The 13,203-nt window shown below is 73.0% G+C and carries 14 protein-coding genes; 8 read left to right on the top strand and 6 right to left on the bottom strand.

Going from position 1 to position 13,203, the window contains the following annotated elements; genetic code table 11:
* The first annotated feature begins 241 nt into the window (after nucleotides 1-241).
* Genes ACGF3A_RS41400 through ACGF3A_RS41420 form a run of 5 tightly spaced genes read left to right on the top strand, consistent with a single transcriptional unit; the run spans nucleotide 242 to nucleotide 3,024 of the window.
* Entirely contained in the window at nucleotides 242-769 is a 528-nt protein-coding gene (locus tag ACGF3A_RS41400; protein WP_393736008.1) for an NUDIX domain-containing protein, read from the top strand.
* Between the two features lie 9 nt (nucleotides 770-778).
* A complete protein-coding gene (locus tag ACGF3A_RS41405) occupies nucleotides 779-1,177 on the top strand; it encodes a YidH family protein (RefSeq protein ID WP_393736010.1) in 399 nt (132 codons plus the stop codon).
* Nucleotides 1,174-1,512 carry a DUF202 domain-containing protein gene (locus tag ACGF3A_RS41410; RefSeq protein ID WP_393736012.1) on the top strand — a complete coding sequence of 113 codons (339 nt, stop codon included), beginning with the start codon at nucleotides 1,174-1,176 and terminating at the stop codon, nucleotides 1,510-1,512. Before ACGF3A_RS41405 ends, ACGF3A_RS41410 begins: the two co-directional genes overlap by 4 nt.
* A 17-nt stretch (nucleotides 1,513-1,529) precedes the next feature.
* Nucleotides 1,530-2,048 carry a gluconokinase gene (locus tag ACGF3A_RS41415; protein ID WP_393736230.1) on the top strand — a complete coding sequence of 173 codons (519 nt, stop codon included), beginning with the start codon at nucleotides 1,530-1,532 and terminating at the stop codon, nucleotides 2,046-2,048.
* Nucleotides 2,032-3,024: an MBL fold metallo-hydrolase gene (locus tag ACGF3A_RS41420; protein ID WP_393736014.1), complete on the top strand. Its 993-nt coding sequence runs from the start codon at nucleotides 2,032-2,034 to the stop codon at nucleotides 3,022-3,024. Before ACGF3A_RS41415 ends, ACGF3A_RS41420 begins: the two co-directional genes overlap by 17 nt.
* A 15-nt stretch (nucleotides 3,025-3,039) precedes the next feature.
* On the opposite strand, the gene ACGF3A_RS41425 is transcribed toward ACGF3A_RS41420, so the two are convergent.
* Both ACGF3A_RS41425 and ACGF3A_RS41430 read right to left on the bottom strand, forming a co-directional pair.
* Complete coding sequence (locus tag ACGF3A_RS41425; protein WP_393736016.1) at nucleotides 3,040-3,903, bottom strand: polysaccharide deacetylase family protein; 864 nt, start codon at nucleotides 3,901-3,903, stop codon at nucleotides 3,040-3,042.
* Between the two features lie 139 nt (nucleotides 3,904-4,042).
* On the bottom strand, nucleotides 4,043-5,224 hold the full coding sequence (locus ACGF3A_RS41430) for a Cmx/CmrA family chloramphenicol efflux MFS transporter (protein ID WP_393736018.1): 1,182 nt from the start codon (nucleotides 5,222-5,224) through the stop codon (nucleotides 4,043-4,045).
* 393 nt (nucleotides 5,225-5,617) lie between these two features.
* On the opposite strand from ACGF3A_RS41430, the gene ACGF3A_RS41435 reads away from it, so the two are divergent.
* The 3 genes from ACGF3A_RS41435 (at nucleotide 5,618) to ACGF3A_RS41445 (ending at nucleotide 8,628) form a co-directional block, all read left to right on the top strand.
* Nucleotides 5,618-6,655: a phosphotransferase family protein gene (locus tag ACGF3A_RS41435; RefSeq protein ID WP_393736020.1), complete on the top strand. Its 1,038-nt coding sequence runs from the start codon at nucleotides 5,618-5,620 to the stop codon at nucleotides 6,653-6,655.
* 3 nt (nucleotides 6,656-6,658) lie between these two features.
* On the top strand, nucleotides 6,659-7,873 hold the full coding sequence (locus ACGF3A_RS41440) for an acyl-CoA dehydrogenase family protein (RefSeq protein WP_393736022.1): 1,215 nt from the start codon (nucleotides 6,659-6,661) through the stop codon (nucleotides 7,871-7,873).
* Nucleotides 7,874-8,262: 389 nt separating this feature from the next.
* The gene (locus ACGF3A_RS41445; RefSeq protein WP_393736024.1) at nucleotides 8,263-8,628 is read left to right on the top strand and encodes a YbjQ family protein; all 366 of its coding nucleotides are present in this window, start codon (nucleotides 8,263-8,265) and stop codon (nucleotides 8,626-8,628) included.
* A gap of 92 nt (nucleotides 8,629-8,720) precedes the next feature.
* Here ACGF3A_RS41445 and ACGF3A_RS41450 read toward each other — a convergent pair whose 3' ends face one another.
* Genes ACGF3A_RS41450 through ACGF3A_RS41465 form a run of 4 tightly spaced genes read right to left on the bottom strand, consistent with a single transcriptional unit; the run spans nucleotide 8,721 to nucleotide 12,893 of the window.
* Nucleotides 8,721-9,701 carry an NADPH:quinone oxidoreductase family protein gene (locus tag ACGF3A_RS41450; protein WP_393736026.1) on the bottom strand — a complete coding sequence of 327 codons (981 nt, stop codon included), beginning with the start codon at nucleotides 9,699-9,701 and terminating at the stop codon, nucleotides 8,721-8,723.
* A gap of 47 nt (nucleotides 9,702-9,748) precedes the next feature.
* Nucleotides 9,749-10,393, bottom strand: a complete 645-nt coding sequence (locus ACGF3A_RS41455; RefSeq protein ID WP_393736028.1) for a TetR/AcrR family transcriptional regulator — start codon at nucleotides 10,391-10,393, stop codon at nucleotides 9,749-9,751.
* A 41-nt stretch (nucleotides 10,394-10,434) separates the two neighbouring features.
* Nucleotides 10,435-12,114: a class I adenylate-forming enzyme family protein gene (locus ACGF3A_RS41460; protein ID WP_393736030.1), complete on the bottom strand. Its 1,680-nt coding sequence runs from the start codon at nucleotides 12,112-12,114 to the stop codon at nucleotides 10,435-10,437.
* Nucleotides 12,111-12,893, bottom strand: a complete 783-nt coding sequence (locus tag ACGF3A_RS41465) for an SDR family oxidoreductase (RefSeq protein WP_393736032.1) — start codon at nucleotides 12,891-12,893, stop codon at nucleotides 12,111-12,113. The genes ACGF3A_RS41460 and ACGF3A_RS41465 overlap by 4 nt, the downstream gene beginning before the upstream one ends.
* Between the last annotated feature and the right edge of the window lie 310 nt (nucleotides 12,894-13,203).

Raw genomic sequence — 13,203 nt, forward strand, 5'->3', positions numbered from 1 at the left:
CGGTACTTCGGGCACCACACCACGTGGAGCCCAAGGTCATACACGCCGCCGGAGAATCGGCGAACCTTCCTGGTCACAGTCACGCGATCAATATACACACGCCACAGGTCTAGTGCGGCAGAAAGGTCGCCTCAGGTGAAAACCGCGGATCCATGCACACCGCTGACGTCACAGCAGAGCTCTGAAGCCATCCCCCACCCCGCTGAAGCGGGGCGTCCCTGGCTAGGTTCTGATGGAGGGCATGACGGAAGAGGGACGGTCGGCGGACGAGGTGCTGGACATCGTGGACGCCGAGGACCGGGTCGTCGGGCAGCGCCCGCGCGGCGAGGTGTACGCGCGGGGGCTGCGCCACCGCAGCACGGCGATCCAGGTGCGGGACGCCGAGGGGCGGATCTTCGTCCACCGGCGCACCCCCACCAAGCTGATCTTCCCCTCGATGTACGACGTGGTGGTGGGCGGCGTCGTGGGCGAGGGCGAGGAGTACGACGCGGCGGCGCTGCGCGAGGCCGAGGAGGAGCTGGGCGTCAGCGGGCTGCCGACGCCCGAACGGCGGCTGAAGTTTCTCTTCGGCACGGCCGAGCACTCGTGGTTCCTCACCGTCTACGAGGTGGTGTGCACCCTGCCCGTACGCCCGCAGGCCGAGGAGGTCGCGTGGTGGGACTGGATGGCCCCGGACGAGCTGGAGCGGGCCCTTCCCGGCTGGGACGTGGTGCCGGACGGGCTGGAGTGCCACCGACGCCTGCGGCTCCTGCGCGAAGGGCGGACGTAGGCTCGGAACATGATCACCCGGTTCGCCGAGACCCTCCGCCTCTGGTTCGCGCCCCAGCGCATCAAGGCGGAGGGCACCACCCCCGACTACCGCTTCTCGCTCGCCAACGAACGTACGTTCCTCGCCTGGGTCCGCACGGCGCTGGCACTCGTCGCGGGCGGCATCGCGGTCGACCAGTTCCTGACGGGGCTGCGGTGGGGCGTCCGCACCACCATCGCGGTCGTCCTGCTGGCGGGGGCCGCGGCCTGCGCGTTCCGCGCGGTGAACCACTGGCTGCGCTGCGAGCGCGCGATGCGGCGCGGCGAGGACCTGCCCACCTCGCGCTTCCCCGTCCTGCTCGCGGCGGGCACGGCGGTGGCCGCGCTGGCGGTGATCGTGGTGGTCGCGTTCGGCTGGGCCGGGAAGTGACCACGCCGCCGGAGACGGAGGCCCCGGACCGCCCCGTCCGCGACCCGGGCGCGCAGCCGGAGCGCACCCGCCTGGCCTGGCGCCGTACGACCCTGACGTTCGCCGTCTCGGTCGGCCTCGCCCTCCGCACGGTGGTCGCGGGCGACACGGGCCCCCTCGCCCTCACGGGCGTCGCCCTCGCCGCGCTCGCCTGGCTGGCGTTCCTGGTCGTCGCCCACCGCCGCATCCAGGAGCTGGGCACCCGCGAGACACCCCGCGCCCTGCGCACCGGAGAGATGAGGGCGACCCTGGCCTGCGTCCTGCTGCTGGTCGCCGTGGGAGTGATGCTGCTGTGAAGCCGCTGGTCGTGGTGATGGGTGTGTCGGGGAGCGGGAAGAGCACCGTCGGGGAGCGGCTCGCCGGGCGGCTCGGGCTGCCGTTCGCGGACGCGGACGACTTCCATCCGCCGGAGAACATCCGGAAGATGGCGGCCGGTCAGCCGCTCGACGACGCGGACCGTACCCCCTGGCTGGCGGCGATGGCCGACTGGCTGAGCGAGCGGGTCCGGTCGGGAGAGGGCGGGGTGCTGGTCTGCTCGGCGCTCAAGCGGCGATACCGCGACCGGCTGCGCCGGGCCACGCCCGCGCTCTTCTTCCTCCACCTCGACGGGCCCGAGGAGCTGATCGCGGAGCGGCTGCGCGCCCGTAAGGGCCATTTCATGCCCGCGAGCCTGCTCCGCTCGCAGTTCGAGGCGCTGGAGCGGCTCCAGGAGGACGAGCGCGGCGCGGCGGTCCCGGTGGACGGCCCTCCGGAGGAGACGGAAGAGGCGGCCGCGGCGGCATTGAAACGCGCGGGAGCCGGGCAGCATCAGCCGCATGACCGACGCCCCTGAAGCCGCCGCCTCCGAAACCGCCGCCGCCGAAGCCGTGCCTGAAGCCGCCGCCGGCGCCCCGTTCCGCCGCGAACTCGCCCCCGGCGTGCACGCCTACGTCCAGCCGCACGGCGGCTGGTGCCTCAACAACGCCGGGTGGGTGACCGACGGCACGACCACGCTCCTCGTGGACACCGCCGCGACCGAGCGCCGCACCCTGGCGCTCCGCGAGGCGCTGCTCGCCTCCGGTGCGCCGCTGCCGCGCCTCGTCGTCAACACGCACCACCACGGCGACCACACCTACGGCAACTCCCTGTTCACCGCGGAGCCGCCCGGCGCGACCGTCGTCGGCCACACGTCCTGCCGCGCCGAGGTGCTCCGCGCGGGCCGCCAGCTCCACTCCATGTGGCCCGACGTCGACTTCGGGGAGATCGTGATCTCCCCGCCCACGCTGACGTACGAGGGCGAGCTGACGCTCCATGTCGGCGGGACCGAGGTCCGGATGCTCCACCCCGGCGTCTCCCACACCACGGGCGACACGGTGGTGTGGCTGCCGGAGCAGGGCGTCGTCTTCACCGGTGACCTGGTCTTCCACGGTGGTACGCCCTTCGTGCTGATGGGCTCCCTCACGGGGTCCCTGCGCGCCCTGGACCGGCTCCGCGCGCTGGAGGCGCACACGGTGGTCCCGGGCCACGGACCGCTGGGCGGGCCCGAGGTGTACGACGAGGTGGAGCGGTATCTGCGGTTCGTCGACGGCCTGGCCCGCGACGCGCACGCCCGGGGTCTCTCCCCGCTGGAGGCGGCCCGCGAGGCGGACCTCGGCGAGTTCGCCGGGCTCCCCGAACGCGAGCGCCTGGTCGCCAACCTCCGCCGTGCCCTCACCGAGCGCGCGGGGGCGCCGGAGGGCACGCCCGTCGACGTGCCCGCGGCGTTCGCCGACATGGCCGAGATGAACGGCGGCGTCCCGGTGCCGTGCGCGGCGGCGGTGGGGCCGTGAGCCCTGGCAGGCGCGTCACTCCGCGACCGTACGGGCGTAGTGCTCGGCGATCTCGTCGCTGGTGGTGAGCCAGACCCCGGGGTGCTGGGCGATGTGTTCCAGCGCCTGGTCCAGGTACCGGTGCCGGAAGGGCTGGTTGATGACGAACGGGTGGAGGACCAGGGACATCACACGCCCGCTGTCGGCCGACTCCTCGTAGAGCTGGGCGAGCTGGTCCTTGACGATCTGGAGGAAGTCGGGCCCGCTGAGGCTCTTGCCGACGAACATCTGGACGTCGTTGATCTCGATCGAGTACGGCACGCTCAGCATGCCCGGCACGTTGAGCCGGTACGGCTGGTCGTCGTTGGCCCAGTCGAGCACATAGGACAGGCCCAGCTCGGCGAGGAGTTCCGGCGTGCGGAAGGTCTCGGTGAGGGCGGGCCCGAGCCAGCCGCGCGGCCTGCGTCCGGTGGCCTTCTCGATGGTCCCGACCACCTCGGCGAGATAGGCGCGCTCCTCGTCGGCGGTCATGTCCGCCTGCAGGACGGAATTGTTCCGGCCATGTGCGGCCCAGACCCAGTCGCGCTCCAGGCCCGCGCGGACGATCTGCGGATAGCGCGCGGCCACATCGGAGTTGAGCATCACGCTGGCGCGCAGCCCGTGCCGGTCGAGGCTCTCGATGAGCCGCCAGATCCCGACGCGGGGCCCGTAGTCGCGCCAGCCGTAGTTGAGGGGGTCGGGGGCCAGGTTCCGGGTGTCGGGGAAGATGCTCGTGGACGGCCGGTCGATCTGGTAGTGCTCGACGTTGACCCCGACGTAGAACGCGACCCGCGCGTCCCCCGGCCAGCGGAGGGGCTCACGTTCGGTGATGGGGCTGTAGTCGAAGAGCTGGTTGTCCATGGGAGTCGACCTCGTCTCGCGGTGTGCTGCGGTGCGGTACGGCCCCATCGTCGAACCTTCACATCAATGAGAAGGTCAACCCGGGCGCGCGTGGGCGCCCGGGCCCGCGTGGGCGCCCGGGCGCCTTCTGCCGCATGCCTTACGCGACGGCCGCCGTCCGTACGCGCCGTCGCGCCGTGCCCAGGGCGAGGGCGACGACGGCGAGCGCCGCCAGCATCAGGGCCGCGCTCACCCACGCGGGCGCGCGGTGACCGAGGCCGATGCCGAGCGCGCCACCGAGCGCGGTGCCGCCGAGCCAGGGGCCGAGGGTGGCGCCGACGTTGAACGCGGCGGTGGCGTAACCGCCCGAGAGCGTCGGCGCCGCCTCGGCCTGCCGCAGGGCGCGCGTGATCAGCGCGGGCCCGGTGCCGAACGCGAGCATGCCCTGCACGAAGACGAGCGGCAGGACGACGGCCGCGCTGCCCGCGCCCAGCGCGAGCGCGGTCCAGCCGACGGTGAGGGCGACCATCCCGGCGACCATCATCCCGACCGGCCGCGCGTCGATGACACGTCCGCCGACCGTGACGCCCACGAACGAGCCGACGCCGAAGAGCGCGAGCACCCCCGGCACCCACCCCTCGGCGAGGCCCGTCACCTCGGTGACCAGCGTCGCGAGATAGGTGAACGTGCAGAACGTGGCGCCCTGCACCAGCGCCATCATCAGCAGCGTGAGCAGCAGCTGCGGCCGGGCGAGCACCCGGAGTTCGTCGCGCGCGCCCGCCCGCGACGGCGCCGGACGCCCGCCCGGGATCGCCCGCGCGAGCGCGAGGACTGCGGGCAGCGAGACCAGCGCGACGGCCCAGAACGCGGCCCGCCAGCCGAACTCCCCGCCGAGCACGGCCCCGGCCGGTACGCCCGCGACGCAGGCGATCGTCACGCCGCCGACCACCACGGAGGTGGCCCGCGCCTTGTGCCGGTCGTCGACCATGCCGACGGCGGTCGTCATGGCGACGGCCCAGAACCCGGCGTTGGCGACCGCGGCGAGCACCCGGGTGGCGAGCAGCACCTCGTAGTTGGGGGTGAGGGCGCCGACGACATGGACGGCGACGAAGACGCCGAGGAAGACCAGCAGCGCGCTGCGGCGCGGCCAGTTCCGGCTGAAGAGCGCCATCAGGGGCGCCCCGACCGCCATCCCGACGGCGAACCCGGAGGTCAGCAGTCCGGCGGCGCCGAGCGAGACACCGAGGTCCTCGGCGATGCCGGGCACGAGCCCGGCGAGCATGAACTCCGACGTGCCCTGGGCGAAGACGGCCAGCCCGAGCACATAGACGGCAAATGGCATGAAAAGGCTCCATGAAGGGAGAAAACAGACAGAAGAGGGCGTGCGGACGTACGGCAGGTACGGCAGATACGGCAGGTACGGCACCGGGGAACGGAAGATGACGTCGAACGTCAGAACACGCGGGAAGGCGTCAGAAACAGCCCGTGAAATGGCGGTCCGGCAAGGGCGGACGGCGGTCGCGCGTCAACAGTGCCTACTGGAGCGACGACAGCGGGTCAGCCACCGGACGACCGGTGGCTAGCGTTGATTCGCCTCGGGGCTGGACATGAGCGCGACGGTAACATCCCGGCGCGCCCGCCCTCCACCCCGTTCTTCCGGATCCGGACGACCCCTGGACTCCATACCGACTAGTCGGCATGATCGGTACGACCGACGCAGAGGAGCGCGCACACGATGAGCGAAGCAGACAGCGAAGCGGCCCACCCGCCGGGGCTCGACCTCGACAGGCTCGCCGGGCATCTGGCGCGTGAGCGCCCCGGGCTCGTCCAGGGGCCGCTGAGCGCCGAGGTGGTCCAGGGAGGCCGTTCCAACCTGACGTACCGGGTGACGGACGGGACGTCCCGGTGGGTCGTACGGCGCCCGCCGCTCGGCCATGTGCTCGCCACCGCGCACGACATGGGGCGCGAGCACCGGGTGATCAGCGCCCTGCACGACACCCCCGTGCCCGTGCCGGGGACGGTGCTGCTGTGCGAGGACCCGGAGGTGATCGGCGCGCCGTTCTACGTGATGGAGCACGTGGACGGGACGCCGTACCGCACGGCGGAGGAGCTGGCTCCGCTCGGCCCGGAACGGACCCGCGAGGTGGTGCTGGCGCTGCCGGACACGCTCGTCGCGCTGCACGCGGTGGACCCGGAGGGCGTGGGGCTGGGGGACTTCGGGCGGCCGGACGGCTTCCTGGAGCGGCAGCTCAGGCGCTGGAACAAGCAGTTGGAGGCCTCGCGCAGCCGCGAGCTGGCCGGTATCGACGAACTGCGCGCCGCGCTGGGCGAGAAGCTGCCCGCGTCCCCCCGGCCGACGGTCGTGCACGGCGACTTCCGGCTCGACAACGTCCTGGTGGACGAGGCCGACCGGGTCACGGCCGTGCTCGACTGGGAGATGTCCACCCTGGGCGACCCGCTGACCGACCTCGGCCTCCTGGCCATGTACAGCGAGGGTCTCGACGTCCCCGGCTCCCCCATCAGCACCACGAGCCACGCGCCGGGCCATCCGGAAGCGGCCGAGCTGATCGAGCGGTACGCGTGCGCGTCGGGCCGGGACGTGTCCCGTATCCACTGGTACACGGCGTTCGCGTACTTCAAGCTCGCCGTGATCCTGGAGGGCATCCACTACCGGTACACGCTCGGCCAGACCGTGGGCGCGGGCTTCGACCGGATCGGCGATCTCGTCCCGGTCTTCATCGACAACGGACTCACCACGCTGCGGAAGGGCTGAGAGATGGACTTCGCCTTCGACACCCGGACCGAGGAACTGCGCGCGCAGCTCTGGTCGTTCATGCGCGAGCACGTCCACCCGGCGGAGGCCGCGGCCGACGAGCAGCGTGAGGCGCAGGACTCGCCCTGGCGTACGCCGCCCGTGGTGGAGGAGCTCAAGGCCACGGCCCGCAAGCTCGGCCTGTGGAACCTCTTCCTGCCGGACCCGAGCTACGGCGCGGGGCTCACGAACCTCCAGTACGCGCCCCTGGCGGAGATCACCGGGCACAGCCCCCGGCTGGCGCCGACCGCGCTGAACTGCGCGGCGCCGGACACGGGGAACATGGAGGTCCTCACCGAGTTCGGCACGCCCGAGCAGCGCAGGCAGTGGCTGGAGCCGCTGCTGTCCGGGGAGATCCGTTCCGCCTTCGCGATGACCGAGCCCGACGTGGCCTCCTCGGACGCCACGAACATCGGGACGCTCATCCGGCGCGACGGCGACGACTACGTGATCAGCGGCCGTAAGTGGTACATCTCGGGCGCGATGAACCCCGACTGCAAGATCTTCATCGTGATGGGCAAGACCGACCCGGACGGCGAGGACGTGCGCCGCCAGCAGTCGATGATCCTCGTCCCGCGCGACACCCCGGGCGTCGAGGTGCGCCGCGCGATGCGGGTCTACGGGTACGAGGACCACTACCACGGGGGCCACGCCGAGGTCGTCTTCCACGAGGCGCGGGTGCCCGCGCGGAACCTGATCGGCGAGGAGGGCGGCGGCTTCGCGATCGCCCAGGCCCGGCTGGGCCCGGGCCGCATCCACCACTGCATGCGGCTGATCGGCATGGCCGAGCGCGCCATCGAGCTGATGTGCCGCCGCGCGCTGGACCGTACGGCCTTCGGCAAGCCGCTGGCCCGGCAGGGCGTGGTGCACGAGTGGATCGCCGACGCGCGGGTCCAGGTCGAGCAGCTGCGGCTGCTGGTGCTGAAGACGGCCTGGCTGATGGACACGGTGGGGAACAGGGGCGCGCACACCGAGATCCAGGCCATCAAGATCGCGACGCCGAGGGCCGTGGGGGACATCCTCGACCGCGCGGTGCAGCTCCACGGCGCCGGCGGCGTCAGCCAGGACTTCCCGCTGGCCGAGCTGTGGGCGGCGGCCCGCACGCTGCGCCTGGCCGACGGCCCGGACGAGGTCCACCAGCGCTCACTGGCCCGCCGGGAGCTGCGGCGCTACGCGTAGGCCGTGTCCGGTGGATCCTGGTTGCCCTCTGCCGTGGCTGCTGGGCAGGGGCTGCCCCGCCCGCCGGTCGCAGACCGCGGGTCGGGGGTGGTCGCTCGCGCAGTTCCCCGCGCCCCTGACGGGGCGCTCCGCTGACGGGGCGCTCCGGAGAGCGCCCTTTAGGGGCGCGGGGAACTGCGCGACAAGCCACGACACAGCCGCGCCCTGCGACGCGCGGCACGGGGCAGCCCCTGCCCAGCCCCGAGAAGAGGGCAACCACGATCCGCCGCACAAGGCCCAGGCCGACACGCGGGGCGGCCGTCCGGCCAGTGATCCCCTGGCCGGGTGGCCAGGGGATTCTGGCCGGTCAGCAGATGCCGGGGCTGATCGCCGCGCCTACCGTCGAGGGCATGGAAGATTTCGGCGGCGGCCAGACCGCTCAGCAGGACGTGCTCGTGGTGACGACGAACGAGGTGCCCGGGTTCCAGGTGCAGCAGGTGATGGGCGAGGTCTTCGGCCTGACCGTGCGCTCCCGCCACCTGGGCAGCCAGATCGGCGCGGGCATCAAATCGGTGTTCGGCGGCGAGCTGAAGGGCCTCACGAAGACCCTGGTGGAGTCGCGGAACGAGGCGATGGAGCGCATGATCGAGCAGGCCCGCCTCCGTGGGGCGAACGCGGTGCTGGCGATGAGATATGACGTGAGCGAGGCCGAGGACGTCGGCTCCGAGGTGTGCGCGTACGGCACGGCGGTGCTCCTCAGCGGCGAGCCGTCGTGACGGCCCGCCGCTGACCGCGCCTGTGCCGGGGGCTCAGGGGCGGACGCCTCGGGGTGGACGTCTCAGAGGCGGACGTCTCAGGGGCGGACGTCTCAGGGGTGGACGGTGACCCGGCCCGTCGTCACCCCGTCGAAGACCCGCTGGACGGCGTCCGCGGCGTCCTCCAGCCCGACCCGTTCGCTGACCAGCGGCTTGATCGCCCCGCTGTCCGCGAGCTTCGTCAGCTCCTCGTGGCAGGACCGGATCGCGGCGGGCTCCTTGGCGGCGTAGAGGCCCCAGTGCAGCCCGAGAATGGAGTAGTTCTTGATCAGCGCGTGATTGAGCCCCGGCGTCGGCACGGCGCCGCTGGCGAAGCCGACGACGACGATGCGGCCCTCGAAGGCGACGCACTTGACGGACTTGGCGTAGGCGTCGCCGCCGACCGGGTCGTAGACGACATCGGCACCGCGTCCGCCGGTGGCGTCCTTGACGGCGGCGACGATGTCGTCGGAGCGGCGGTCGATCACCAGGTCGCAGCCGAGCGCGCGGGCGGTCTCCGCCTTGGCCGTCCCGCCGACGACACCGATCACGGTCGCGCCCGCGGCCTTGCCGAGCTGGACGGCGGCGCTGCCCACTCCCCCGGCGGCGGCGTGCACCAGCAGCGTCTCGCCGGGCTGGAGGCGGGCGCGGCGGTGCAGGCCGAACCAGCCGGTCTGGTAGCCGATGTGCAGCGCGGCGGCCTCCGCGTCGTCGAGGGACTCGGGGACGGGCAGGGCGCTGTCGGCGCGGACGACGGTCCGCTCGGCGAAGCCGCCGCTCGGCAGCGTGGGCTGGGCCAGCACCCGGGTGCCGGGCTCGGGGCCGCTGTCCCCGCCGCGGGCGAGGACCTCGCCGCAGAGTTCGACACCGGGGGTGAACGGGAGAGGGGGACGGACCTGGTATTCGCCTCGGCAGAGCAGGGCGTCGGGGTAGTTGATGTTGGCGGCGCGGACCCGCACGAGGAGTTCGCCGGGGCCCGCCTCGGGCTCGGGTATCTCCTCCAGCCGCATCACGTCGCGCGGTTCACCGTTCGTGTGGACGCGCCAAGCCTTCACTTGATCTCCCTACCTCTCGCTCTTCGTTCACGGGCGCTCGGGGCCGTTCAGGGACGCAGCGCGCGCAGCAGGAGATCGGCGAGATGGTCGGCGACCTCCTGTGGCGTCAGCTTCCCGTCGGGCCGGTACCAGCTGCTGAGGTGGTGCACCGAGCCGAAGTGGTAGTCCACCACGAGGTCAGCGGGGGTGGCAGTGCTGAACACCCCGCTCTGCTGACCCTCTTCGACGAGCGCCCGGAACCGTTCGTGGTACCTCCGCCGCTCCGCGCGCACCTGCTTCTGCTTCTCCGGGGAGAGCTGGTGCATGGAGCGGAAGAAAATCATGGCGTCGTCGAGATTGTCGATGGTGGTGACGACGACGTCGGCGGCGGCCGCGCGCAGCCGCTGCTCGACGGGGGCCTTGTCCTCGGCGAGGAGGTCGAGCCGCTCCTGCTGGAGGCGGAGCAGCCGCCCGTAGATCTCGTGCAGGAGGTCGTCCTTGGAGCCGAAGTAGTGGTAGAGGGCGCCCTTGGTGACGCCCGCGGCCTCCACGATCTCCTGGACGGAGGTGCGGTCGTAGCCCTGCTCGGCGAAGAGGCGGGTGGCGGCGGCCAGCAGCCGTTGGGGGACGGGCGCCGCGGTGCCGTTCGCCCGGGGCTGCCGGGCGGTTCTCTCTGCTCCGGCGGTGCCGGTTCTCGTGTCGGCCCTGGTCATGGCCGTCACCTGCCTCTCGTTCGTGTGCTCGTTCTCGCGGTCTACAGGCGGGAACGCAGCTCCCGCCGCAGGATCTTCCCACTGGCGGTCTTGGGAAGTTCCGTCAGGATCTCCACCGCACGCGGGTACTTGTACGCGGCGAGCGCCGCCGCGCAGTGGGCCCGCAGTTCATCCGGGGTGGCCTCGGCCCCGGGCCGCAGGCTGACGTACGCCTTGACGGTCTCGCCCCGGTAGTCGTCCGCGACGCCGACGACGGCTGCCTCGCGGACGGCGGGGTGACCGTAGAGCACGTCCTCGACCTCGCGCGGCCAGACCTTGAAGCCCGAGGCGTTGATCATGTCCTTCTTGCGGTCGACGACGTAGAGCCAGCCGTCGCCGTCCATGAAGCCGATGTCGCCGGTGCGCAGTTCGCCGCCGGGCAGGGCCGCCGCGGTCTCCTCGGGGCGCCGCCAGTAGCCGGGCACGACCTGGGGGCCGCGCACCGCGATCTCGCCCTGTTCGCCGAACGGCACGGGCTCGCCCGCCTCGTCCAGGATCCGCACCACCGTGTCCGGCCCCGGCACCCCGACGGCCAGCGTGCCCGACACCGGGTCGACCGGCGCCTCGCGGCCCGGCGGGACGGAGGCGCAGGGGGCCGTGCACTCGGTGAGTCCGTAGCCGTTGGCGAGGTACGGGCCGAAGGCGGCGCGGAACTTCTCCACGAGCGCGGGCGGCAGCGGCGCGCCGCCGGAGGAGAGGTGGCGGAACGAGGCGAAGTGCTCGCGGGTGGCGGCCGGATGGGCGGCGAGCGCCATGAAGGCCGTGGCGGGGCCGACGGTGAAGACGGGCCGGTGCTCCAGGAAGGCGTCGAGCACGGCGCCCGCCTCGAAGCGGTACGCGAGAGCCAGCGTGCCCCGGTTGGCCAGGCACGAGGCGAGCTGCGCGACCATGCCGGTGATGTGGAAGAGCGGGGCCAGCGCGAAGACGCAGGCCCCGTCGGGGAAGGCGGCGCCGACGCGCTGCCGCTCGGCGTTGAAGGCGATGTTCGCGTGGGTGTTCCGGGCGCCCTTGGGGGTGCCGCTGGTGCCGGACGTGTAGCTGATCAGCGCCGTGTCGGCGCCGGTCGGCTCGCGCCCCTCCGGGGCCGGTCCGCCCCGGCGGGCGGCCTCCAGCAGGTCCTCCGCACCGTCCCGGTCCGTCCCGGGACCGGCGGCGCGGGAGAAGCCCAGCACGCGCGGGTCGTCGCGGCTCTGGAGGTCCAGCTCGCAGGCGGTCAGCACGGCCCGTACGGGCGAGCGCGCGGCCGTCTCCCGCAGACACGCCTCCCAGGCGCGGTCCGAGCAGATCAGCGCGGCGGCCCCGGAGTCCTCCAGGGCGTGCGCGACCTCGCGGTCCTTGTACATGGGGTTGAGCGGCACGACCGTCGCGCCCGCCTTCCAGGCGCCGAGCAGCGCGAGGACGAAGTGCGGGGAGTTCTGGAGCATCAGCGCGACGCGGTCGCCGCGCGCCACGCCCCGGGCCGCGAGGTGCGCGGCGACGCCGTCGGAGAGGGCGTCGGCCCCGGCGTAGGAGAGCCGCCCGTCGAAGTAGGCGAGCGCCGTGCGCTCCGGCACGGCGCGGGCCGCGTCGCGGAAGGCGTGCAGCACCGTCTCGGGCGGGGTGACGGGCCCGCGCTGCGCGGGGTTGAGCTGGGCCAGCCAGGGCTTGTCCTCGTACCGGAGCGGTACGTCCGGTGTGCTCATCGCCCGCCCTCCTCCGCGAGCCGGGCCTCGACCTTCTGCTGGAGGTGATTCATGCCCGTCAGCCAGCGGTCGGGCTCGGCGGCCCGGGTGGCGTAGTAGCGGGCCGTGTCCGGGTGCGGGGTGACGAGGAACCGGCCCTCCCCGATCGCCGCCAGCAGCGCGTCGGCGACGGCCTCCGGCTCGATCGCGCCGGGCGCGAGCACGACGTCGCCGTGGGTGCCCGTGGCGCTCAGCATGGCGGTGCGGACGCCCTCGGGGCAGACCGCGTGCACGTCGATCCCCCGGTGCCGGTAGGTGACCGACAGCCACTCGGCGAAGGAGAGCGCGGCGTGCTTGGTGACGCTGTAGGGCGCCGAGCCGACCATGGTCAGCAGCCCGGCCGCCGAGACGGTCGCCACGAACCGCCCGCTCCCCCGCTCCAGCCACTCGGGGACCAGCTCGCGCGCCGCCCGTACGTGCGCCATCACGTTGAGGTCCCACGAGGCGTCCCAGGCGGCGTCGGGGGCCTCGGGGCCGCCCTCGGTGGCGGAGCCCGCGTTGGCGCAGAAGATGTCGATCGTGCCGCCGAGCGCGGCGCGGGCGGGGGCGACGACGGACGAGGCGTCCCCGGGCACGGCCACACCGCCGATCTCGGCGGCGACGGCCTCGGCTCTGGCGGCGTCGAGATCGTTCACGGCCACCCGCGCTCCTCCGGCGGCGAACCGGCGCGCGAGCGCGGCGCCGATGCCCTGGCCCGCGCCCGTGACCACGACCGTCCTGCCTCGCACCGCTTCGCCCATTCCGGAGCCCTCCTCGTCGGTCTGGTGGTTGCTCTGCAGTCAGCTGCCATCAGCTGCCGTCGCGGCAGACTAACCAGTCGGTATGTTCCCTGGGAACCCCTGGTCCGGCCTCGGACGTTGGAGGGGGTACGCCGTACGGACCGGGCATGTGGGGCCCGTGACGCGGGCGCACGGCACAGCCCATGTGTGACGCGCGCGCCTCGCGTGGCCCTGTGCGGCGGGTGGTGCGAGCAATTGTCCCGAACAGGAATAGATGCCTTGATGAGGGGTATTCCGCCACGCCATAGCACGCAGCAACACGCCGCAAGGG

The sequence above is a fragment of the Streptomyces sp. NPDC048172 genome (assembly GCF_043202595.1).
Classification (GTDB): domain Bacteria; phylum Actinomycetota; class Actinomycetes; order Streptomycetales; family Streptomycetaceae; genus Streptomyces.